The sequence below is a fragment of the Mycobacterium scrofulaceum genome (assembly GCF_001667885.1).
GTDB lineage: Bacteria > Actinomycetota > Actinomycetes > Mycobacteriales > Mycobacteriaceae > Mycobacterium > Mycobacterium scrofulaceum_C.
On the sequence record NZ_LZJW01000019.1, the window covers coordinates 87,283 to 109,693 of the forward strand.

Annotated in this window: 22 protein-coding genes; 11 read left to right on the top strand and 11 right to left on the bottom strand. The window is 69.7% G+C overall.

Annotation, left to right across the window (positions count from 1 at the left end):
* Positions 1–8: 8 nt before the first annotated feature.
* The 3 genes from A5681_RS02125 to A5681_RS02135 all read right to left on the bottom strand — a co-directional run bounded on the left by A5681_RS02125 (position 9) and on the right by A5681_RS02135 (position 2,337).
* On the bottom strand, positions 9–1,517 hold the full coding sequence (locus A5681_RS02125) for an alanine/glycine:cation symporter family protein (RefSeq protein ID WP_067269138.1): 1,509 nt from the start codon (positions 1,515–1,517) through the stop codon (positions 9–11).
* A gap of 146 nt (positions 1,518–1,663) precedes the next feature.
* The gene (locus tag A5681_RS02130) at positions 1,664–1,981 is read right to left on the bottom strand and encodes a DUF732 domain-containing protein (protein WP_067268930.1); all 318 of its coding nucleotides are present in this window, start codon (positions 1,979–1,981) and stop codon (positions 1,664–1,666) included.
* A 59-nt stretch (positions 1,982–2,040) separates the two neighbouring features.
* Positions 2,041–2,337: a DUF732 domain-containing protein gene (locus A5681_RS02135; RefSeq protein WP_231996194.1), complete on the bottom strand. Its 297-nt coding sequence runs from the start codon at positions 2,335–2,337 to the stop codon at positions 2,041–2,043.
* 146 nt (positions 2,338–2,483) lie between these two features.
* Between A5681_RS02135 and A5681_RS02140 the strand changes: the two genes are divergently transcribed.
* The 3 genes from A5681_RS02140 (at position 2,484) to A5681_RS02150 (ending at position 4,323) form a co-directional block, all read left to right on the top strand.
* On the top strand, positions 2,484–3,221 hold the full coding sequence (locus A5681_RS02140; protein WP_067268932.1) for a Clp protease N-terminal domain-containing protein: 738 nt from the start codon (positions 2,484–2,486) through the stop codon (positions 3,219–3,221).
* A gap of 80 nt (positions 3,222–3,301) precedes the next feature.
* A complete protein-coding gene (locus tag A5681_RS02145) occupies positions 3,302–3,826 on the top strand; it encodes a hypothetical protein (protein WP_067268933.1) in 525 nt (174 codons plus the stop codon).
* On the top strand, positions 3,814–4,323 hold the full coding sequence (locus A5681_RS02150; RefSeq protein ID WP_067268934.1) for a GNAT family N-acetyltransferase: 510 nt from the start codon (positions 3,814–3,816) through the stop codon (positions 4,321–4,323). The genes A5681_RS02145 and A5681_RS02150 overlap by 13 nt, the downstream gene beginning before the upstream one ends.
* Here A5681_RS02150 and zapE read toward each other — a convergent pair.
* Positions 4,301–5,356 (bottom strand): cell division protein ZapE, encoded by a 1,056-nt coding sequence (zapE, locus tag A5681_RS02155; RefSeq protein WP_067268935.1) that lies wholly within the window; start codon positions 5,354–5,356, stop codon positions 4,301–4,303. The genes A5681_RS02150 and zapE overlap by 23 nt on opposite strands.
* A 34-nt stretch (positions 5,357–5,390) precedes the next feature.
* Here zapE and A5681_RS02160 point away from each other — a divergent pair, with 34 nt between their 5' ends.
* The 5 genes from A5681_RS02160 to A5681_RS02180 all read left to right on the top strand — a co-directional run bounded on the left by A5681_RS02160 (position 5,391) and on the right by A5681_RS02180 (position 10,627).
* Positions 5,391–6,152 carry a pyrimidine reductase family protein gene (locus tag A5681_RS02160; RefSeq protein WP_082968165.1) on the top strand — a complete coding sequence of 254 codons (762 nt, stop codon included), beginning with the start codon at positions 5,391–5,393 and terminating at the stop codon, positions 6,150–6,152.
* A 66-nt stretch (positions 6,153–6,218) separates the two neighbouring features.
* On the top strand, positions 6,219–7,778 hold the full coding sequence (locus tag A5681_RS02165) for an alpha/beta hydrolase (protein WP_067268936.1): 1,560 nt from the start codon (positions 6,219–6,221) through the stop codon (positions 7,776–7,778).
* 18 nt (positions 7,779–7,796) lie between these two features.
* Positions 7,797–9,086, top strand: a complete 1,290-nt coding sequence (gene aftC / locus A5681_RS02170) for an arabinofuranan 3-O-arabinosyltransferase (RefSeq protein WP_067268937.1) — start codon at positions 7,797–7,799, stop codon at positions 9,084–9,086.
* Between the two features lie 159 nt (positions 9,087–9,245).
* Complete coding sequence (gene msrB, locus A5681_RS02175; RefSeq protein WP_067268938.1) at positions 9,246–9,656, top strand: peptide-methionine (R)-S-oxide reductase MsrB; 411 nt, start codon at positions 9,246–9,248, stop codon at positions 9,654–9,656.
* A 122-nt stretch (positions 9,657–9,778) separates the two neighbouring features.
* Entirely contained in the window at positions 9,779–10,627 is an 849-nt protein-coding gene (locus tag A5681_RS02180) for a hypothetical protein (protein ID WP_067268939.1), read from the top strand.
* A 106-nt stretch (positions 10,628–10,733) separates the two neighbouring features.
* On the opposite strand, the gene A5681_RS02185 is transcribed toward A5681_RS02180, so the two are convergent.
* From A5681_RS02185 to hemE, 4 genes are read right to left on the bottom strand one after another with little or no spacing between them, the layout of a single operon-like run.
* The gene (locus A5681_RS02185) at positions 10,734–11,486 is read right to left on the bottom strand and encodes a class I SAM-dependent methyltransferase (RefSeq protein WP_067268940.1); all 753 of its coding nucleotides are present in this window, start codon (positions 11,484–11,486) and stop codon (positions 10,734–10,736) included.
* Positions 11,483–12,178, bottom strand: a complete 696-nt coding sequence (hemQ, locus tag A5681_RS02190) for a hydrogen peroxide-dependent heme synthase (protein ID WP_067268941.1) — start codon at positions 12,176–12,178, stop codon at positions 11,483–11,485. Before hemQ ends, A5681_RS02185 begins: the two co-directional genes overlap by 4 nt.
* A gap of 5 nt (positions 12,179–12,183) precedes the next feature.
* On the bottom strand, positions 12,184–13,539 hold the full coding sequence (locus A5681_RS02195; RefSeq protein WP_067268942.1) for a protoporphyrinogen oxidase: 1,356 nt from the start codon (positions 13,537–13,539) through the stop codon (positions 12,184–12,186).
* Complete coding sequence (hemE, locus tag A5681_RS02200; RefSeq protein ID WP_067268943.1) at positions 13,536–14,585, bottom strand: uroporphyrinogen decarboxylase; 1,050 nt, start codon at positions 14,583–14,585, stop codon at positions 13,536–13,538. The genes A5681_RS02195 and hemE overlap by 4 nt, the downstream gene beginning before the upstream one ends.
* 58 nt (positions 14,586–14,643) lie before the next feature.
* Between hemE and A5681_RS02205 the strand changes: the two genes are divergently transcribed.
* The 3 genes from A5681_RS02205 (at position 14,644) to A5681_RS02215 (ending at position 17,540) form a co-directional block, all read left to right on the top strand.
* Entirely contained in the window at positions 14,644–15,465 is an 822-nt protein-coding gene (locus A5681_RS02205) for an enoyl-CoA hydratase/isomerase family protein (RefSeq protein ID WP_067268944.1), read from the top strand.
* Positions 15,466–15,541: 76 nt separating this feature from the next.
* Positions 15,542–16,198, top strand: a complete 657-nt coding sequence (locus tag A5681_RS02210; RefSeq protein ID WP_067268945.1) for a DUF3000 domain-containing protein — start codon at positions 15,542–15,544, stop codon at positions 16,196–16,198.
* Position 16,199: 1 nt separating this feature from the next.
* Positions 16,200–17,540 (top strand): HRDC domain-containing protein, encoded by a 1,341-nt coding sequence (locus A5681_RS02215; RefSeq protein WP_067268946.1) that lies wholly within the window; start codon positions 16,200–16,202, stop codon positions 17,538–17,540.
* 69 nt (positions 17,541–17,609) lie between these two features.
* On the opposite strand, the gene dxs is transcribed toward A5681_RS02215, so the two are convergent.
* The 3 genes from dxs to A5681_RS02230 form a co-directional block, all read right to left on the bottom strand.
* Complete coding sequence (gene dxs / locus A5681_RS02220; RefSeq protein WP_067268947.1) at positions 17,610–19,523, bottom strand: 1-deoxy-D-xylulose-5-phosphate synthase; 1,914 nt, start codon at positions 19,521–19,523, stop codon at positions 17,610–17,612.
* 56 nt (positions 19,524–19,579) lie between these two features.
* Positions 19,580–21,043 (bottom strand): cation:proton antiporter, encoded by a 1,464-nt coding sequence (locus A5681_RS02225; RefSeq protein ID WP_067268948.1) that lies wholly within the window; start codon positions 21,041–21,043, stop codon positions 19,580–19,582.
* A 160-nt stretch (positions 21,044–21,203) separates the two neighbouring features.
* Entirely contained in the window at positions 21,204–22,394 is a 1,191-nt protein-coding gene (locus A5681_RS02230) for a class I SAM-dependent RNA methyltransferase (protein ID WP_067268949.1), read from the bottom strand.
* Between the last annotated feature and the right edge of the window lie 17 nt (positions 22,395–22,411).

Sequence of the window (22,411 nt, forward strand, 5' to 3'; positions counted from 1 at the left end):
GCGGCCGGTTACGCCGCCGGAGCGCTGGACGGTCGCAGCGCCGGCCGGCGCAGCGTCAGCGACTCGGGCAGCGCGCCGACCTGCCTGCGCTCCGCGCGCTCCCAGATGTCGCCGTCCAGGACGCCGGGCAGGCCGGCCTCGCTGGCAATGAACACCGGCGCCACGCCCTGCAGGAACTGCCGGTGGTAATCCTTGAGGGCCGCGAACGCCCACTTGCCCAGCAGACAGATGGTGAGCAGGTTCGCGATGGCCATCACTGCCATCGTCAGATCGGCAAGCGCCCACACCAGCGTCAGCTTGGCCAGGGCCCCGAAGATGATCGACAGCAGCGTGACCACCTTCAGCACGTTCGCCGCCAGGCGCCGGCCGCCCAGGTAGAACAGATTGGCCTCGGCGACCACGTAGTTGCTGAGCACCGATGCGAACGCGAAGACGAACACCACCGAGGTCATCAACACCGTGGTCCACGACCCGAGATCCGCGGCGATCGCGGACTCCGTCAGACTCGCCCCGGCAAGCGAGCCCAGGCGCGACGGGTTGTAGGTTTCCGGCCCGGACAGCAGCACGATGAATGCCGTGGCCGTGCAGATCACCATCGTGTCGACGAACACCGCGAGCGACTGAATCAGGCCCTGCTCCACCGGATGTGCCACGGTCGCCGCGCCCGCGATGTTGGGCGAACTGCCCATCCCGGCCTCGCAGGCGAACAGGCCTCGCTTGACGCCGGTGAACATCGCGGCGAGCGCCCCGCCCGCGAAACCCCCGGCCATCTGCCGGATTCCGAATGCGCCGCCGATGATCTCCCTGATCACCATCGGCAACTCGGTGATGTTGACGGCCACGATCCCCAGCGCGAGCAACGTGTACAGCAGCGCCACCGCCGGAAGGACCGATCCCGCGAATTGGGCCACGCGTCGCACGCCACCGAAGAGGACGGGCGCCGCGAGCACCGCCAAAACGACTGTGGTCCAACCGACCCCGATGCCGTGCGATGACTTCAAGACCCCGCTGATCGCGTTTGTCTCCACCATGTTGAACGCGGTGGAGAACGTGACCACCAACAGCATGGCGAAGATGACGCCGCCCGCACGCGACCGCAGCCCACGTTGAATGTAGAACGCGGGGCCGCCGCGGAAGGCACCGTCGTCAGAGCGGACTTTGAAGATCTGGGCCAGGGTCGCCTCGATCACCGCGGTGGCCATGCCGACGGCGGCCACGACCCACATCCAAAAGACGGCCCCCGGCCCCCCGACCGTCAGGGCGATTGCGACGCCGGCGATGTTCCCGGTGCCCACGCGCGACGCGAGGCCCACGCAGAACGCCTGGAAGGACGAGATACCACCGTCCTGGCGGTGGGCCCGGCGAAGCTGGCGAATCATGCGCCCGAAGTAGCGGATCTGAATGAATCGGGTGCGCACGGTGAAATAGACGCCGCCGCCGATCAGCAAATAAATGAGGACATGCGTATTGAGGATGTTGCTAACGGGCTCGACTATCTGCTGCTGAAGGAAGTCCAAGCCCATGCTTCCTTTCGGCTGTGACCGCTGTCCGTCGCCGAAATGGTATGGGCGAATTGTTGATTACAGGTTTCGTTAACCTGCCGTCAATGGTCGGCTGTGTAACAACCGCATCACATTCGACGGCGCGGCACGCCGCCCCACCGCTAGGAGGCGGCGTCGGTCGCCGAGAGCGCTTGGGGGCAATACGACTTGGCCGCGATCGCCGCGAATCGGGTGGCGTCGTCGCCCTGCAGCCCGCGATTGAGCATCTGGATCATCCGGACGATGTCGGTCAGGTTCGAGCCCTCGCTGACCAACTTGCACACCGACCTGCCGGAGGTGATCGCCTGGTCCGGATCCGAATAGGTCAGGCCGGCAGCGTGAACCGTGGCGAGGAAGGCGTCGTCGCTGCCATCGGCGCGCGCCGGTGCGGACAGGCCGATCACGGCAGCAAGGCCGAGGGAAATCAGAAAAAGCCTCACGGCTCACTGATCGTTCCAGAGGTGCCGCCGCTCCGCATCTCGTGGAGCGGATCGGCCGGCTACGAGCTGGCGGTCGTGGTCGTCGGGCTACTCGACGAGAGCGCGTCGGGGCAGTAGGCGTTCGCCGCGATGGCGGTGAACTTGGCGGCCTTGTCGGCGCTCAATGCGCTGTCTCCCTTTTGCACCGCGGTGGCGATGTCGGCGATGGCGGTGCCCCCACCGGCCGCCGAGCACACGTAATGTGCCGCCTGTATCGCCTGACCCGGGTCGGTGTAGGTGAAACCGGCCGCGTCCAGAGAGGCGAGGAATGCGCCGTCGGTGTCATCGGCGTATGCCGGCGCGGCCAGGCCGATCATGACAGCAACGCTGGAAATAGTCAGAACAAGCTTCATAAATACGAAATCGTTGCAGACCTGCGCGGAGTCCGCGGCTGACGAAACAATTTTTAACAATCGTCAACCCCGAGTTGACATCCCCGCGGCGTCAACCTATCGTTGACGACATGGCCGAGCCGACCCGCATCGCCTATCCCGTCCGCCTCGACGAGCTGATCGACGCCATCAAGTCGGTGCACACCGACGCGCTGGACCAGCTGGCCGACGCCGTGCTGGCGGCCGAGCACCTGGGCGAGGTCGCCGACCACCTGATCGGGCACTTCGTGGATCAGGCCCGGCGGTCCGGGGCCTCGTGGACCGACATCGGCAAGAGCATGGGCGTCACCAAACAAGCGGCGCAGAAGCGATTCGTCCCGCGCGCCGAGGCCGCCACGCTGGACCCCGAACAGGGCTTCGGCCGCTTCACGCCGCGGGCGCGCGGCGCGGTGGTGGCGGCCCAGAACGCCGCACACGAGGCGGCCAACGCCGAGATCACGCCCGGCCACCTGCTGCTCGGCGTGCTCAGCGATCCGGCCGCGCTGGCCACGGTGTTGCTCCGCCTGCAGCAGGTCGACACCGAGTCGCTGCGCGCGGCCGTCGAGTTGCCGCCCGCCGGCGGTGAAACCCCCGACCTCATCCCGTTCAGCGGACCCGCGCGCAAGGCCCTCGAGCTGACCTTCCGCGAGGCACTTCGACTGGGCCACAACTACATTGGGACCGAGCACCTGCTGTTGGCGCTGCTCGAGCTGGAGGACGCCTCGTCCGACGAAGGACCGCTGCGTCGGTGCGGCGTGGACAAGGCCCGTGTCGAGGCCGATCTGATCAAGGCGCTGGAATCGCTCGGCGGCGGCACCAGCGTCCAATGACCGGTCGACCCCTCCCCGGCGCAGCACCGCGTGTGCGATCATTCGAAGGTCCCTTTCCGGGGCGCCTAGGAGGCGAACACATGGCGAAGACGCACCGCTGGCTGGTCGTCCTGTCCGCGTTCCTCGTCGCCGCCTCGAGCGTCACCGCCGTCGCCGCACCCCGCGCGTGGGCCGGTGACGCCCCGATCGGTCACATCGGCGACACGCTGCGGGTGGACACCGGCACCTACGTCGCGGACGTGACCGTGACCGGCGTGGCACCCTGCGACCCGCCTCCGGGGTTCGGCTACACGCGCGAGGGCACCTTCCGGGGTTTCCCCGGCAGCTCCGTTGAACGGGCCGACGTCGTCGTCCGCGCGGTCCGGGTGCCCAACCCGTTCATCATGGCGACCACCTTCGCCTTCGACGGCGTGACCCAGTTCGCCGACGCCTACAAGCCGCGGGCCTCCGACGCGCCCGACGCGCTGGACAACGTGCTCACCAACGCGCCCAACGGGGCGATCGTGCGCGGCGAAGTGTATTGGGACGCCTACCGCGATCCCGTCTCCACCGTGGTCCTGCTGGACAAGAAGACGGGCTACCACCTCGCGCAGTGGAACCTCTGACACGCGCCGTCCGCGTCGTCACAACGGATTCCGTTGACGTTGAACAGCTTGCCGACGTCGCCGCGCGCACCTTCCCGCTGGCGTGTCCGGCCTGGATGGCACCCGAGAACATCGCCGCGTTCGTCGAGACCAACCTGACGGCCGCCCGCTTCGCCGAATACCTCGCCGACCCGCAGCGCGCGGTTCTGACCGCCACGCGAGATGACCGAATCATCGGATATGCCATGCTCATCCGCGACGACGACACCGCCGAGCTGTCCAAGATCTACGTGACGCCCGAGCACCACGGCACCGGGGTCGCGGCCGCGTTGATGGACCTGGCACTGACCACGGCCGACGAATGGAAAGTGAGCCGCGTGTGGCTGGGCGTCAACCAGGCGAACGAACGCGCGCAACGCTTCTACGCCAAGAGCGGCTTTGTGGTCAGCGGTACCAGGACCTTTCAGGTCGGCGCCGGGCGCGAGAACGACTTTGTCATGACCCGCCCGCTTCGTTGACCGTCAGCGCCAGGAGCCGAGACATCGCCCGCAGGTACTTCTTTCGGTAACCACCGGCCAGCATCTCGTCGCTGAAGATGGTGTCCAACTTGTCGCCCGAGGCGACCACCGGAATGCCGGCGTCATAGAGCCGGTCGGTCAGCGCCACCAACCGCAGCGCGACGTTCTGGTCGTCGATGCCGTGCACCCCGGTCAGGAACACGGCGGTCACCCCCTCGACGAGGGTCAGATACCGCGACGGGTGCATGGTGGCCAGGTGCGCGCACAGCGCGTCGAAATCGTCGAGCGTCGCCCCGTCGACCCGCGCCGCGCGCGCGGCCACCTCCGCGTCCGACAGCGGCTGCGGCGCAGGCGGCAGGCCGCGGTGCCGGTAGTCGGGGCCTTCGATCCGCACAGTGGTGAAAATGCTTGCCAGCGTGTTGATTTCACGCAGAAAATCCTGGGCGGCGAACCGGCCCTCGCCCAGCTGCTCGGGCAGCGTGTTGGACGTGGCGGCCACCGACACTCCACGCTCCACCAGCGACGAGAGCAGCCGCGATATCAGCGTGGTGTTGCCGGGGTCGTCGAGCTCGAACTCGTCGATGCACACCGCCGTGTAGTCGGCCAGCAGGTCGATGCATTCGGAGAAGCCGAACACGCCGGCCAACTGGGTCAGCTCCCCAAACGTCGCGAACGCCTTGGGCGTCGACGATTCCGGCCCGTCACCGGGCAACGCGTAATAGGCCGACGCCAGCAGGTGGGTCTTGCCCACGCCGAACCCGCCGTCCAGATACAACCCGACGCCCGGCAACACCGCGCGCCGGCCCAACAACTTTCGCCGGCCCGCACGACGCTCCACCGCCTGCCGGCAGAACTGTTGACACGCGACGACGGCGGCGGCCTGCGTCGGCTCGGCAGGGTCGGGCCGGTACGTCGCGAAGCTCACGTCGGCGAACGTTGGGGGCGGCCGCAATTGAGCGATCAGCCGCTCCGGCGACACACTCGGATGCCGATCCACCAGGTGCGCCACACCCGTGGACGGGGACCCGTGCATGCCCGAACCCTACCGGCGTGCTGCAATCGACCCCATGGCCCATCCCGAGACGCCGCTGTCGCTGCTCGGATCGGTGCGCGCACTCGGCGATGCCGACCTCCCCCGCCTCTACGGCTACCCCGACGGCGACGGAACGTGGGTGCGGGCCAACTTCATCGCCAGCGTCGACGGCGGCGCCACCTCCGGCGGCAGCAGCGGAACGATGGGGGGTCCCGGCGACCGGTTCGTGTTCAACCTGCTGCGGGAACTCGCCGACGTCATCGTGGTCGGCGCGGGCACCGTGCGGGTCGAGGGCTATTCGGGCGCCCAGCTGAGCGTCGCCCAGCGCCAACAACGGCAGGCCCGTGGGCAAAGCGAGGTCCCGCAACTGGCGATCGTCACCAAATCGGGCCGGCTGGACCGCGACATGGGCGTGTTCACCCGGACCGAGGTGCCGCCGCTGGTCCTCACCTGCGCGGCGGCCACCACCCCGGCGCGCCGGCTACTCACCGACCTGTGCGAGGTGATCGACTGCTCCGGCGACAACCCCGCCGAGGTGGACGAGGCCGTCATGCTCGCGGTCCTCGGCGCTCGTGGGATGCGCCGCATCCTGACCGAGGGCGGGCCAATGCTGCTCGATTCGTTGATTCAGCGCGACATGCTCGACGAGCTCTGCCTGACCATCGCGCCCTACATCGTCGGCGGCTTGGCCCGCCGCATCGCGACGGGGCCGAGCCAGCTGCTGACCCACATGCGCTGTGCCCACGTTTTGAGCGACGACGCCGGTTACCTGTACACCCGCTACGTCAAGGCCTAGCGTTGCGGCGAGCCGCGGCGCCCGGCGTTGCCGCGCTTGCGATCGCCGCTAGCTACTGTGGTCGACATGAGTCGGCAGATCACGCTCGCCACGGTCTTGGTTGCGGTGACCACCGTGGTCGCCGGCTGCGTCCCGGGCCTGGCCGCCGACCCGCGCTTCGCCACCAACTCCGGCGCCCGACCCCAAGGCGCGACCACCGCCAAGCCACCGCCCAGCGGGCCGCCGCCCATCGCGGCGCCGAAGAACGACCTGCCGTGGCACGACTGCACGTCGCGGGTGTTCGGCGACGCCGCGTTGCCCCCCGCCGCCGGGGTTCAGCTGGATTGCGCGAACTACGACGCGGACCTGGACCCCAACGGCGGCGGAACGGGCACCGTCAGCGTCGGCGTCGTGCGCGCCCGCACCAGCCAGACCCCCCGCGACGCGGGGCCACTGGTCTTCACCACCGGCTCGGACCTGCCGTCGTCGGCGCAGCTACCGGTCTGGCTGTCCCGGGGCGGCGCCGACGTGCTGCAGACGCACCCGATCGTGGCCGTTGATCGGCGCGGCATGGGCATGTCGAACCCGATCGACTGCCGGGACCCCTCCGACCGTCAGATCATGCGCGACCAGGCACAGTTCCAAACGGGTGACGATCCCGTCGCCAACCTCTCGGACGTCGCGAACACCGCCACCACCAACTGCACCGACGCCATCGCACCGGGCGCCGGCGCCTACGACAACGCCCACGCCGCCTCCGACATCGAGCGGCTGCGCACGCTGTGGGACGTTCCCGCGGTCGCGCTGGTCGGGATCGGCAACGGCGCCCAGGTGGCGCTCGCCTACGCCGCGACGCGCCCTGACAAGGTCGCCCGGTTGATCCTCGACTCGCCAGTTGCGTTGGGCGTCAACGCCGAAGCCGCCGCCGAGCAGCAGGTCAAAGGCCAACAGGCCGCGCTCGACGCGTTCGCCGCCCAGTGCATCGCGGTGAACTGTGCGCTGGGCCCCGACCCCAAGGGCGCGGTCAGCGCGTTGCTGGCCGACGCCCGCGCCGGCAAGGGGCCCGGCGGCGCGTCCGTGGCCGAGGTGGCGAACGCCATCACCGTCGCGTTGGGCTTTCCCGCCGGCGGCCGCGTCAACGCCACCACCAACCTGGCCAACGCGCTGGCGGCCGCCCGCTCCGGCGACACCAACCAGCTGACCAACCTGATCAACCACGCCAACGCCACCGAGGACTCCGACGGCCAGTTCGTCAACACCTGCAGCGACGCCGTCAACCGCCCCACCCCGGACCGGGTGCGCGAGCTGGTCGTCGCGTGGGCCAAGCTGTACCCGCAGTTCGGCACCGTCGCGGCGCTCAACTTGGTCAAGTGCGTGCACTGGCCCACCGGCTCACCCCCGGCGGCGCCGAAGTCGTTGAAGGTCGACGTCCTGTTGCTCGGCGTGCAGAACGACCCGATCGTCGGGACCGAAGGCGTCGCGGCCACGGCGGCCACCGTCATCAACGCCAACGCGGCCAGCAAGCGGGTGATGTGGCAGGGCATCGGTCACGGCGCCAGCATCTACTCCCCGTGCGCGGTCTCGCCGCTGATCGGCTACGTCAACAGCGGCAAACTGCCCGGAACCGACACGTACTGTCCCGCCTGATTTTCCGGCCGCGCGCCGGTGTACGGTGCGCTGGTGACGGCAGCTGAATCGACCGGCTTGCGTGATCGAACGCTCGCCGCCTTTCGTCCCCGCAGCGGGCCGCCGAGCACCGCGACGATATTGCGATCGGCGTTGTGGCCGGCGGCCGTTTTATCGGTGCTGCACCGCAGCATCATCCTGACGCTGAACGGCAACATCACCGACGACTTCAAGCCGGTGTACCGGGCGGTGCTGAACTTCCGGCGCGGCTGGGACATCTACAACGAGCACTTCGACTACGTCGACCCGCACTATCTGTACCCGCCCGGCGGCACGCTGCTGATGGCGCCGTTCGGATACCTGTCCTTCACGCCGTCGCGGTACCTGTTCATCCTGATCAACACCGTGGCGATTCTGATCGCCTGGTACCTGCTGCTGCGGTTGTTCAAGTTCACGCTGTCCTCGGTGGCCGCGCCCGCCCTGCTGCTGGCCATGTTCTGCACGGAAAGCGTCACCAGCACGCTGGTGTTCACCAACATCAACGGCTGCGTTCTGCTGGCCGAGGTGTTGTTCCTGCGGTGGCTGCTGGACGGGAACGTCCGGCACCAATGGTGGGCCGGGCTTGTCATCGGCTTGACGCTCACGCTCAAACCCGTGCTGGGTCCGCTGCTGTTGCTGCCGTTGCTGAACCGGCAGTGGCGGACGCTGGTACCCGCGTTGCTGGTCCCGATCGCCATCAACGCGGCCGCCTGGCCGCTGGTCAGCGATCCGAACGACTTCGTCACCCGTACGCTGCCCTACATCGGCGGCGTCCGCGACTACTTCAACAGTTCGATCGAGGGCAACGGTGTGTATTTCGGCCTGCCCACGTGGCTGATCGTCTTCCTGCGGCTGCTGTTCACGGTGCTGGCGGTCGGCGCGCTGTGGCTGCTCTACCGCTACTACCGCACCCGCGATCCGCTGTTCTGGTTCACCAACTCGTCGGGCGTGCTGCTGTTGTGGTCATGGCTGGTGCTGCCGCTGGCCCAGGGTTACTACTCGATGATGCTGTTCCCGTTCCTGATGACGGTGGTGCTGCGGAACTCGCTGATCCGCAACTGGCCGGCGTGGCTGGGGATCTACGGCTTCCTGACGCTCGACGACTGGTTGATCTACCGGTACATGCGGTATGGCCGCGCGCTGCACTACCTCAAGATCACCTACGGCTGGTCGCTGCTGTTGATTGTGGTGTTCACCGTGCTCCTGTTCCGTTACCTCGACGCGAAGGCCGAGGACCGGCTGGACGATGGCATCGACCCGGCGTGGCTGAACGCCGAGCGCGCCCGGTGATCGCAAGCGCGGCGAAGCCGGGCGCAGCGGGTCACCGCAGTTGCCTGTGATCGCAAGCGCGGCGAAGCCGGGCGCGGCGGGTCACCGCAGTTGCCCGTGATCGCAAGCGCGGCGAAGCCGGGCGCAGCGGGTCACCGCAAATAGAGCTAGCGTGGAGGCATGACTAGCCCGAAGCTGCAGCTGACCGACGACGAGTGGCGCCAGAAGCTCACGCCGGAGGAGTTTCACGTGCTGCGCCGCGCCGGCACCGAGCGGCCGTTCACCGGTGAGTACACCGACACCAAAACCGAAGGCATCTATCAGTGCCGGGCGTGCGGCGCCGAATTGTTCCGCAGCACAGAGAAATTCGAGTCGCACTGCGGCTGGCCGTCGTTCTTCGACCCGGCCAACTCCGACGCGGTGATCCTGCGGCCCGACCACTCAATGGGGACGACGCGCACCGAGGTGCTGTGCGCGAACTGCCACAGCCATCTGGGCCACGTGTTCACCGGCGAGGGCTACCCGACGCCAACCGATCAGCGCTACTGCATCAACTCCATCTCGCTGCGCCTGGTGCCGGCGGGGGCGTAGTCCCACAGGCCTGGCGCGGCTTCTCGCCGCGACACTTAAACCACGCACGCGACACGCCGGAAAACGTCGCCAAGGTTTAAGTCTCGTGGAGCCCCGGGCTCGGTCACGACGTCTTTCCCGGTGTGGACGACGCGTTTGTCGGCAGCGAGGCACTCCGGCGGGGAGCTATGAGCCGGCATCGGTTGCGCGCCGAGTTCCGCGCCGTATACCCCGACGTTTACCTACCGGCCTACGCCACGCCCTCGTTACGCACGCGGTCGGTTGCCGCCTGGCTGTGGTCGGGTCGGCGCGGCGTGATCGCCGGACTGGCCGCCGCGGCACTACACGGCGCCCAGTGGATTGACGACGACGAGCGGATCGAATTGATCTGGCGGAACCCGCACCCGCCGGCCGGCGTGCTCACACGTGATCAGCGAGTCGAGCCCGACGAGGTCACGCGTGTCTGTGGTCTGCCGGTGACGTCTCTCGCGAGGACGGCGTTCGACCTGGCCAGGCGGCCGCCCGTCGGCGAGGCGGTCGCGCGCCTCGACGCGCTGATGCGAGCGACGCCGTTCTCCAGCGAGGAGGTGATGCTCCTAGCCAAGCGGCACGCCGGGGCACGCGGGCTGCGGACGCTCCGCTCGGCTCTTCCCTTGGTCGATCCGGGCGCCGCATCACCCAAAGAAACCTGGCTGCGCTTGCTGCTGATCGATTCCGGCCTACCCGCTCCCCGAACGCAGGTACCGGTCCAGCAAGCCTGGCGCTTGATCGCGCTCCTCGACATGGGCTGGGAGGAGTACATGGTGGCCGCCGAATACGACGGCGATCATCATCGGGCCAACCGTCGGCAGTACGCCCGGGACCACGATCGGCTCCGGAAACTCGACGAACTGGGTTGGGTCGTGATCCGGGTGATCGCCGAGGACAAGCCCGACGACGTCGTGCGACGGATGCGAGAAGCGCTTACCCGTCGGGGTTACCGCGACACTTAAACCACGCACACGACACGCCGCAAAGCGCCGCCATAGTTTAAGTTTCGCGGAAATCGCGACCCGAGCGGCGGCAGCCGCTCGGGTCGCAAGCGGGAACGAGGCGGACTCAGTCCACCCGGGTGGCGTGCACTTCCCAGAACGGGGCGTGTGCCCGTGCACCCTCGAGCCAGGGCTCGACCACGCGGAAGCGCTCCAGCAACTCCCGCGCCTGCTCGGCCATGTCGGGATTGCGTGCGGCCATCAGCTCGAGGGACTCGACGCTGATGTTGACCTGGTAGGTCGTCGTGCCCAGATACGTGATCTCCCAGCCGCCGGCCGGAAGCACGTCGCGAAAGTCGCTCTCGGACAACGACCGCAGCATCTTGAAGCCGTTGACGTTGTGTTCTCCGAACTCGAACATGTACAGCCGCGCGCCCGGCTTGGTCGCGCGGTGCAGCGCCCGCACGTAGGACTGCCGAAGCTCGGGCTCGGTGCTGAACGTGTGGTAAAAGGCGCAGTCGACGACCGTGTCGAACCGGGCGTCGAACCCGTCCAGCTTGGTGGCGTCGGCCAGCTCGAAGTTGACCGATACCCCGGCCTTTTGGGCATTGGCCCGCGCCCGCTCGATGGCTCCCGCCGAGCCGTCGATGCCGGTCGCGGAGTAGCCCTTCGAGGCGTAATAGATGGCGTGATGACCCGGCCCGGTGCCCGGGTCGAGCACCTCGCCCTTGATCGCACCCAGCGCGACCAGCTGCTGGACCACCGGCTGGGGGCCACCGATGTCCCACGGCGTGGCGGCGGGCAGGCCATGCGCCGTCCGCTCATCGCGGTACATCTCCTCGAACCGGGCGGGGTCGTTGGGGTCGAACGCGGTCGTCATGGCAGCGCGTTCACCAACTGCTCGACCGACACCCGCGGGCCGGTGAAAAACGGTGTCTCCTCGCGGGTGTGCCTGCGGGCATCGGTGGCGCGCAGCTCGCGCATCAGGTCGACGATGCGGTGCAATTCGGGGGCCTCGAAAGCCAGCAGCCATTCGTAGTCGCCCAGCGCGAACGCCGGCACCGTGTTGGCGCGCACGTCCTTGTACTCGCGGGCGGCCATGCCGTGCTCGGCAAGCATGCGGCGCCGTTCCTCATCGGGCAGCAGGTACCACTCGTAGGACCGGACGAACGGATACACGCAGATGTAGTTGCCGGGCTCCTCCCCCGCCAGGAACGCCGGGATGTGGCTCTTGTTGAACTCGGCCGGCCGATGCAGCGCCACGCTGCTCCACACCGGCGAACAGGCCCGGCCCAGCGTGGTGCTGCGCCGGAAGTCGGCGTAGGTGGCCTGCAGCGCCTCGATGTTCTCGGCGTGAGTCCAGATCATGAAGTCGGCGTCGGCCCGCAGACCCGCCACGTCGTAGAGACCGCGCACGACGACGCCGCGCTCCTCCTGCTGCTTGAAAAACCGCGAGGCGTCATCGATCACGGCGTCGCGCTGTTCCCCGAGCACACCCGGCCGCACCGAGAAGACCGAGAACATGAGGTAGCGGATCGTGGCGTTGAGGGTGTCGTAGTCGAGCTTGGCCATGGAACCTATCGTGCCACTTTCAGATCGAGGGCCTCGACCGCGCGCCCGGCCGCCCCGACGCACGCCGGCACACCGATGCCGTCGAGGTAGCTGCCGGCCACGGCGAGCGTCGGCGGCAGTCCCGCCCGTATCTCGGCGACCAGTTCCGCGTGGCCCGGCCCGTACTGCGGCATGGCCTCGATCCAGCGCTGCACGCGGGCGTCGAGCGGGTCGACGGCGAGCCCGAACACGTCGACCAGGTCGCTCAACGCCCACCCCAGCAACTCGTCGTCGGAAACGCTGGTGGCCACGTCGTCGCCGCACCGGCCGAACGACAGCCGCAGCAGCTGGGCCTGTCCGCGGGCGCCCCATTTGCGCGACGAGAGCGTTATCGCCTTGCCCCGCAATCGTTCTCCGGTGGCGACCAGCACACCGGAGCAGTCGGGGAACGGCGTGTCGCCCGGCACCGCGAGCCCGACCACGACCGACGACGCGCTGGTGATCCGGCCGGCGGCGGCGGCGCTGCCCGGGGCGATTCCGGCGAGCAGGCGCGCCACGCGGGGGGCCGGGACGGCCAGGATCACCGCGTCGGCGTGCCGGCGCGTGCCGGTGTCGTCCAGCAGCGACCAGCCGGCCTCGGCGCGGTCCACCCGCTGCACGCCGGCCCGCACCCAGCGCGGCCGGGCGCGCCCGACGAGCGCGTCGAGCAGCACCTGGTAGCCGCCGTCGAGCGCCCCGAACACCGGCGCACCGGTCGCCGGCGGCAGCGCCTGGCGCACCGCGTCGGTCAGGCTGGGGGCGCCGCGATCCAGGGCCGCCGCGACGCCGGGGGCCGCCGCGCGCAGCCCGATGGTGGCCGCCGAGCCGGCATACACCCCGCTCAGCAGGGGATCCACCGAGCGGGTCACGACCTGCTCGCCGAACCGCTCGCCCACCAACTCGGCCGTCGCGGGGTCGCTGCCGGGTCGCCACGCGAGAGCGCGGCCGGGTTCGCCTTCGACGCGCGCGACGGTCGCCTCGTCGACCAGTCCGGCGACCGAGGCGGCCGACGACGGAATCCCGATGACCGTGCCGGTGGGCAGGGGGTGCAGGCTTCGCTGGCTGTAGATCAACGGGCGGGCACCGGTGGACACCAGTTGGCGCCCCGACAGGCCCAGCTCGGCCAGCAACGCCGGCATCTCCGGCCGGCGCAGCACGAACGCCTCGGCGCCCAGGTCCATTGTCTGGCCGCCGACACGCTCGGTACGCAGGATGCCGCCGAGCCGGTCGGCGGGATCGAACAGCGTGATGTCCGCGTCGTCGCCCACCGCGACGCGCAGCCGGTAGGCCGCCGTCAGCCCCGAAATCCCGCCCCCGACAACGCAATACGACGGAGCGGTCATAGGGAGTGGACCAGCGACACCAGATCGGTCAGCACACCGGGGTCGGTGTCCGGCAGCACGCCGTGGCCAAGGTTGAAGACGTGACCGGTCGCGCCGACGTCGACGGCCCGGCGTCCGTCCTCGACAACGGCGCGCGCGGCGCGTTCCACGGCCGGCCATCCGGCCATCAGCACCACCGGATCGAGGTTGCCCTGCAGCGCCGTGCCGGGCGCGACCCGGGCGGCCGCGTCGGTCAGCGAGGTGCGCCAGTCGACGCCCACCACCGTCGCGCCGACCGTCGACATGGCGCCCAGCAGTTCGGCGGTGCCGACCCCGAAGTGCGTCATCGGCACGCCGTGTTCGGCGAGCGCGCCGAACACCCGGGCACTGTGCGGTTGCACGTAGGTGCGGTAGTCGGCGAGCGACAGAGCCCCCGCCCACGAGTCGAACACCTGAATGGCGTCCACGCCCGCCTCGAGCTGCACCCGCAGGAAGCCGACGGTGATGTCGGTCAGCTTCTCCATCAGCGCGTGCCAGCTGTCCGGTTCGGCGAGCATCATCGCCTTGGTGCGGGCGTGGTGGCGGCTCGGGCCGCCCTCGATCAGGTAGGACGCCAGGGTGAACGGCGCGCCCGCGAACCCGATCAGCGGGACCGCGCCCAGCGCGGCCACCAGCAGCGTGACCGCGTCGGAAACCGGCTGAATACGTTGGCGGTCAAGGGGTTTCATCGCGTCGACGTCGGCGGCGGTGCGCACCGGCGACGCGATGACAGGTCCGACGCCCGCGACGATGTCGAGGTCAACACCCGCGCCGAGCAGGGGCACCACGATGTCGGAGAACAAAATGGCCGCGTCGACGTCGTGGCGCCGCACCGGCTGCAGGGTGATCTCGCAGACCAACTCGGCGTCGAAACAGGCCGACAGCATGTCGGTCTGGGCCCGCAGCGCCCGGTATTCGGGCAGCGAACGACCGGCCTGCCGCATGAACCACACCGGGGGCCGACCGGGCTTGCCGCCGGTGACCGCGGCCAGATACGGCGACTCGGGGAGGTCGCGACGGGTACTCATCGTCCTCAATGCTGCCACGACGGCGGCCCCGTCCCCGCGCTGCGTACTATCAACCACCGTGCCAGTCAGCCAGCCCCCGGTTAATTACGACGAGTTCCCCAGCCTGCGCTGCGAAGTGGGCGACAACGGCATCCTGACGCTGGTTCTCGACGCCCCCGGCCTCAACTCGGTGGGCCCGCAGATGCACCGCGACCTCGCCGACATCTGGCCGGCGATCGCCCGCGACCCCGACGTGCGCGTCGTGCTGGTCCGCGGTGAGGGCAAGGCCTTCTCGTCCGGCGGCAGCTTCGATTTGATCGCCGAAACCATCGGCGAGTACGAAGGGCGGATCCGCATCATGCGGGAGGCCCGCGACCTGGTGCTCAACATGGTCAACTTCGACAAGCCGGTCGTGTCGGCGATCCGCGGACCCGCCGTCGGGGCGGGCCTGGTGGTGGCCCTGCTTGCCGACGTGTCGGTGGCGGGCCGCACGGCCAAACTCATCGACGGGCACACCAAGCTGGGCGTGGCCGCCGGCGATCACGCCGCGATCTGCTGGCCGCTGCTGGTGGGCATGGCCAAGGCCAAGTACTACCTGCTCACCTGCGAGACGCTGCTCGGCGAGGAGGCGGAGCGAATCGGCCTAGTGTCGACCTGCGTCAACGACGACGACGTGCTGGCCACGGCCACCCGGATCGCCGAGGACCTGGCGCGGGGCGCGCAGAACGCCATCCGTTGGACCAAGCACAGCCTCAACTACTGGTACCGCATGTTCGCGCCCGCCTTCGACACTTCGCTGGGCCTGGAGTTCCTGAGCTTCAGCGGCCCCGACGTGCAGGAGGGCCTTGCGGCGCATCGCGAGAAGCGGCCGGCCCGATTTACCGGCGGAAACGCGTCCTGAGCTGGTTCGATACGCTCCGATGAGCTCTGGTAACGGCTTGGTCGCGGTCGGCGCGCCTGGTTTCGCCTGTCGGCCGATGGGTCTACCGTCGGACCCTGTGACCCGTGCCGCGACGACGAAGAGCGACCGGGATGAACAGGAGCGGCGCCAAGTGACCTCAGCTGAACCGGAGCCATTCCGCGAGGCGGTAGCGGCGATGAACGGCGTCACCGTGCGGCCGGAAATCGAGCTGGGCCCGATCCGCCCGCCGCAACGCCTGGCCCCCTACAGCTACGCGCTGGGGGCCGAGGTCAAACACCCCGACCGCGAGATCGTTCCGGAACGGTCCGACGGCGACGCCTTCGGCCGGCTGATCCTGCTGTACGACCCGGAGGGCGCCGACGCGTGGGACGGCACCATCCGGCTGGTCGCCTACATCCAGGCCGACCTGGACCCCAGCGAGGCGGTCGACCCCCTGCTGCCCGAGGTGGCGTGGAGCTGGCTGGTAGACGCGCTGGAATCCCGGATGGATCAGGTCACCGCGCTGGGCGGCACCGTCACCGCGACCACGTCGGTGCGCTACGGGGACATCTCCGGACCGCCGCGCGCCCACCAGTTGGAGCTGCGAGCGTCGTGGACGGCGACCACGCCGCAAGTCGGTGTTCACGTCGAGGCCTTCTGCGAGGTACTGGAACACGCGGCGGGCCTCCCACCCACGGGCGTCACCGATCTGAGCTCCCGGTCACGCGCCTGACATGTGCGAACCGGAGGCCCCCGGGCCCGGCAGCACTGCGCCCGACAACAGCAAGCCCGACAGCAGCAAGCCCGACACCAGCGAGCCCGACCACCCCGAACCCCAGCCCACGCCGCTGCTGCACCCCGCCGAAGGGATTCCCGACCTCTCGGTGACGGTCCGCCAGATCCAGGAGGCCGCGAAGCTGCTGGGCCGTGGGCGCGGGCCGTTCGCCGTCGACGCCGAGCGGGCGTCGGGTTTCCGGTACTCGAACCGGGCCTACCTGATCCAGATCCGCCGGGCCGGCGCCGGCACGGTGCTCATCGACCCGGTGAGCCACGGGGCCGACCCGCTGGAGGCGCTGCGGCCCGTCGCCGAGGTGCTGAGCGAAGACGAATGGATCCTGCATTCCGCCGACCAGGACCTGCCCTGCCTGGCGGAGGTCGGCCTGCGGCCGCCGGCCCTCTACGACACCGAACTGGCCGGGCGGCTGGCCGGTTTCGAGCGGGTGAACCTCGCCACGATGGTGGAGCGGCTGCTGGGCTCCGGGCTGGCCAAGGGCCACGGCGCGGCCGACTGGTCCAAGCGCCCGCTGCCCGAGGAATGGCTCAACTACGCGGCGCTGGATGTCGAACTGCTCATCGAGCTGCGCGCCGCGATCGCCGAGGTCCTGGCCCAGCAGGGCAAAACGGATTGGGCCGCAGAGGAATTCGACTATCTGCGGGCGGTGGGGTCCAGGGACCCCAGCGCCACGGGGCGACCGGACAGATGGCGGCGCACCTCGGGCATCCACCGGGTGCGCGACCAGCGTGCGCTGGCCGCGGTTCGCGAGCTGTGGCTGACGCGCGACCGCATCGCCCAGCGCCGCGACATCGCGCCGCGGCGCATCCTGCCGGACTCGGCCATCATCGAGGCCGCCCTCGCCGACCCGAAGACGATCGAGGACCTCACCGCGCTGCCGGTGTTCGGCGGGCGCAATCAGCGCCGCAGCGCCGCCACCTGGCTGGGGGCGCTGGAGGCGGCCCGGCAGACCAAGAACCCGCCCGCCGATGCCGAACCGCCCAACGGCCCGCCCCCGCCGGCGCGCTGGAGCCGGCGCAAACCCGAGGCGGCCGCGCGGCTGGAGGCGGCGCGCGCGGCGCTGTCCCGGGTGTCGGAGGAGGTTCACGTCCCCACCGAAAACCTGGTCTCGCCCGACCTGGTGCGACGGTTGTGCTGGGACTGGGAACCGGCGCCCGATCCCCTCGACGCCGTCGAGACATTCCTGCGCGCCGGGCAAGCCCGCCGCTGGCAGCGCGAACTGGTGGATCCCCCGCTGGCGCAGGCCCTGCAGCCCCCGGAGAGCACCGAAACCGGCGACTAGTCGCGCCGTACGTGCAACGCCCGCGAAAACCGCGCTCAACATCGCACTGATGCGCGCTCGGCGAGCGGGCTAGTCGAGGTGTTCGCGGATTTCGGCTTCGGTGACGGAACTGCCCAGGGCGGCCACCCAACCGGTGATGCGGCGGGCCACGTCCTGATCGGTCAGCCCGAGCTCGGCGAGCAGCTCACCCCGCGAGGCGTGCTCGTAGAACCGCTGCGGCAGGCCGACGTCGCGGCATGGAACGTCGATTTCGGCGCTGCGCAGCGCGGCGGACACCGCCGACCCCACGCCGCCGCTGACCCCGTTGTCCTCGCAGGTGACGACCAGCTTGTGCTGCGCGGCGAGCTCGAGCACCCCGGCGGACACCGGTAGCACCCAGCGCGGGTCGATCACGGTCACACCGATCCCCTGGTTGTGCAGCCGCTTGGCCACCTCCAGCGCCATCGGGACGAAGGCGCCGACGCCCACCAGCAGCACGTCGTGGTTCAACCCGGCGGCCGGCACCGCCAGCACGTCCACGCCCGAGCGCCGCTCGATCGCCGGAATGTCTTCGCCCACATCCCCTTTGGGGAAACGCAGCGCGGTCGGACCGTCGTTGACGTCGAGGGCCTCGCCGAGCTCCTCGCGCAACCGGGTGGCGTCCCGGGGTGCCGCCACCCGCATGCCCGGCACGATGCCGAGCATCGACAAGTCCCACATGCCGTTGTGGCTGGCGCCGTCCGAACCGGTGACGCCGGCCCGGTCCAGCACCATGGTGACGGGCAGCTTGTGCAGCGCGACATCCATCATGATCTGGTCGAAGGCGCGGTTGAGGAACGTCGAGTAGATGGCCACCACGGGGTGCATGCCGCCCATCGCCAGGCCCGCGGCCGACGTCAGGGCGTGCTGCTCGGCGATGCCGACGTCGAACAGCCGATCCGGAAACTGCTGGCCGAACGCGCTCAGGCCGGTCGGGCCCGGCATCGCGGCGGTGATGGCCACGATGTCGCGGCGCTTCTTCGCGTAGTCGATGAGCGCGTCGGAGAAGGTGGCGGTCCAGCCGGGCCCGGCGACCTTGGTGGCCTGCCCGGTGACCGGGTCGATCACGCCGCAGGAGTGCATCTGCTCGGCCTCGTCGTCCTCGGCCGGGCCGAAGCCCATGCCCTTGCGGGTGACGACGTGCACGATCACCGGCCGGCCGAAGCCGCGCGCGTGCCGCAGCGCCATCTCCACCGCGCGTTCGTCGTGGCCGTCCACCGGCCCCACGTACTTCAGGCCGAGGTCGGTGAACAGCAGCTGCGGGGACAGCGAGTCTTTGATGCCCGCCTTGACGCTGTGCATGAACCGGTAGGCGAGCTCGCCGAAGAACGGCATCGAGCGCACCGCGTTGCGCCCCTTCTCCAGCGCCTGCTCGTAGGCCGGCTGCAGCCGCAGGGTGGCCAGATGGTCGGCCACACCGCCGATCGTCGGCGCGTAGCTGCGACCGTTGTCGTTGACCACGATGATCACCGGACGGCGCGACGCGGCGATGTTGTTCAGCGCCTCCCAGCACATGCCGCCGGTGAGCGCGCCGTCACCGACCACGGCGACCACGTGCCGGTTGCGGTGGCCGGTCAGCTCGAACGCCTTGGCCAGGCCGTCCGCGTACGACAGCGCGGCGCTGGCGTGGCTGGACTCGACCCAGTCGTGTTCGCTCTCGGCGCGCGACGGATACCCCGAGAGGCCGCCCTTCTTGCGCAGGGTCTCGAAGTCCTGGGCCCGGCCGGTCAGCATCTTGTGGACGTACGCCTGATGACCGGTGTCGAACACGATCGGGTCGTGCGGCGAGTCGAACACCCGATGCAACGCGAGGGTGAGTTCCACCACGCCGAGGTTGGGCCCCAGGTGTCCCCCGGTGGCAGCGACCTTGTGAATCAGGAACTGGCGAATCTCGGCGGCCAGTTCGCGCAGCTGCGGTTGGGACAGGTGTTGCAGATCAGCGGGCCCGCGGATCTGTTCCAGCATCCCGATAGTCTACGCAGCGTCCGCCGGAGCGACAGGGAAGCAACAGGAGGGCAGGCCTACGACGGGCCGAAGAGCTCGGCAAGGTCGTCGTGAAGTTCGGGATCCGCGAGGACGACGACCTCGTCGCCGGTCCGGAGCTCGGTGTCGCCCCGGACGGGCACCAGGCCGGTGGTGCGGACCACAATGCTCACCCAGATGTCGCCGACCCGGTCACTGAGGCCCTCGACCGTGCACCCCTCCGCGATCGACCCGCGGGCGACGCTGAAGCGATGGACCCCCTCGGGTTCGTCGGCCAGCCGGACGCCGATTTCCCACGGCTGAGTCTCCACGGTGCGCATGGGCAGGTGCAGCAGCCGGGCCACACCCGTCACCGAGCTGCCCTGCACCAGCACGGAGAAGATGACGACGATGACCACGATGCCGTAGAGGCGTTCCGCGTCCGGGACGTGGGCGGCCCGCAGGAACTCGCCCAGCAGGATCGGCACCGCCCCCTTGAGCCCGGCGTAGAGGACGAAGATGCGTTCGTTTCGCTGCAGCCGGACCGGAACCAGGCAGGAGCCCACCGCCAGCGGCCGAATCACCAATGTCAGCGCGACACCGAGGGCGACCCCGGGAATCCACACGTCCGGATGGGCGAGCACGTTGATGTCGACGGTCAGCCCGAGGAACGCGAACGCGACGATCTCGGCCAGACCGGCCAAAGCGGCGTGGAACCGCTTGATCTCCGGCTTGTACGGCGCGCGGGCGTCGCCGATCACGATGCCGGCGACGAACACGGCCAGGAAGCCCGAGCCGTGCGCGAGCGTCGCGATGCCGTACAACATCAGGCACGACGCCAGCGTGCGCAGCGAGTAGAGGCCTTCGCTCGGCAGGGCGACGCGGCGCATGAAGACGAGCAAGGCCCGGCCGCCGATCACCCCGACGGCCAGTCCGACCACCATCTGGAGAGCGAATTGCTTTCCCACATCGGCGAATCCGGCCGCGCTGAGGCCACCGGCCGCGACCAGGCTGGACATCAGGGAGATGCCGACCGGGTCGTTGGCGCCGGACTCGCCCTCGAGGATCGTGCTGCTGCGGCCCCTGATCTCGCGTTTGCCCAGGACGGAGAAGACGACGGCCGGATCGGTGGGGGCCACCGCCGTGGCGACGAGCACCGCGGGGAACCAGCCGATCCCGAATGCGTAGTGCACCACCAGCGCCGCCCCGGCGGCGGTGAGGGCGGTTCCGAACACGCCCAACGACAGGATCGGGACGGCGGCCGCGCGGAACCGCGACGGGCCGATGTGCATGCCGCCGTCGAACAACACCAACACCAGCGCGATGGTGATCACCCGCTCAACGGTCGGCTCGGACGGTGACTGCACCGCCGGCACCGCGTGCACCACCACGGCGGCCCCGACCAGCACGAGCAGGGGCACCGGAACCTTCACCCGCTCGGTGAGGCGGTTCGCCAGGACCGCGACCAAACCGACTGCGCTGCAAAACAAAATGATCAGCGCATAGCGCAGAGTTTCCGTCACGATGGCCGCAGTCCCCTACCGCGGGACACGTCGGCGGGCGCGGACCGCACTTCGATGGTAGGCACCCAAGCCTCTCGGTTGGTCGACAAGGACATCGCCGACCAGACTTCCCGGCACACCGTGACGGAGTCTATCGGCTGCGGCGCCCTTCCTCTAATTGCTAGCGGGTCAACAGTGCGACGCATTCGGTGTGATGCGTGAGCGGGAACGCGTCGAACACCTTGATCTTCTCGACGGCGTAGCCCTGCCCGAGGTAGAGGCCGATGTCGCGCGCGAAAGACGCCGCCTCGCAACCGATGTGCACCACCCGCGGAACGCCGGCGGCCGCCAACAGCTCGATGACTTCGCGGCCCGCGCCCGCCCGGGGCGGGTCCAGCACCGCAACGTCGGCGCTCGATCGTTGCGCGTACAGCGCCCGGCGCACCGAGTCGGTGACGACCTGCACCTGCGGCAGGTCGTCCAGCGCGGCGCGCGCGGACCGCGTCGCCGCCCTAGAGGTGTCCACGGTCAGCACCCGACCGGACTCCCCGACCGCCGCGCCGAGCGCCGCGGCGAAAACGCCCGCGCCGCCGTACAGATCCCAGGCGGTCATGCCTGGGCCAGGCTGCGCCCAGTCGGCGACCAGCCGGCTGTACACCGCGGCCGCGCCGCGGTGCGCCTGCCAGAACGCCGTCACCGGGATCTGCCAGCTGCGCCCGCCCACCCGCTGGATCGCCTCGTAGCCGCCTTCGACCACCTTGGTCACGGTCCGTTTGCCCTGCCGCAGCGTGCGCACCACATGGCGCGCCCCGTCGTCGTCGACGACCACGTGCAGTTGGGCCGCCGGCGGCCAGTCGGCTTCGGCGAGCCCGTCGAGCATGCCGGGCGGCAACTGCGCGCAGCGCAGGTCGGTCACCAGATCGTCGCTGTGATACCGGTGAAAGCCGGGGCGACGGTCGGCACCCACATCGAGCCGGACCCGCGTGCGCCACCCGGTCGGACCGGCATCCGACAACGGTTCGGCCTCGCCGGTCCAGCGGTGGCCGCCCAATCGCTCCAGCTGGTTGGCCACCACCTGAGCCTTGAGGGCCCGCGCCGCCTCCGGCGCGGCGAATGCCAAGTCGCAACACCCGGCCCCGTCCACCCCGGCGATGGGGCACAGCGACTCGACGCGGTCGTCCGCCGGGTCCAGCACCTCGACGGCCTCTGCGTGCCAATAGGATCCGCGCTCGGCGGTCACCCGGACGCGCACTCGCTCACCCGGCAGCGCGTAGCGGACGAACACCACCCGCCCCTCGTGGTGCGCCACACAGCTGCCGCCGTTGGCCGGGGCGCCGGTCACCAACGTGAGTTCCCCAGCAGAGGGCAGCACCGCGCCGGGCGTGCGAG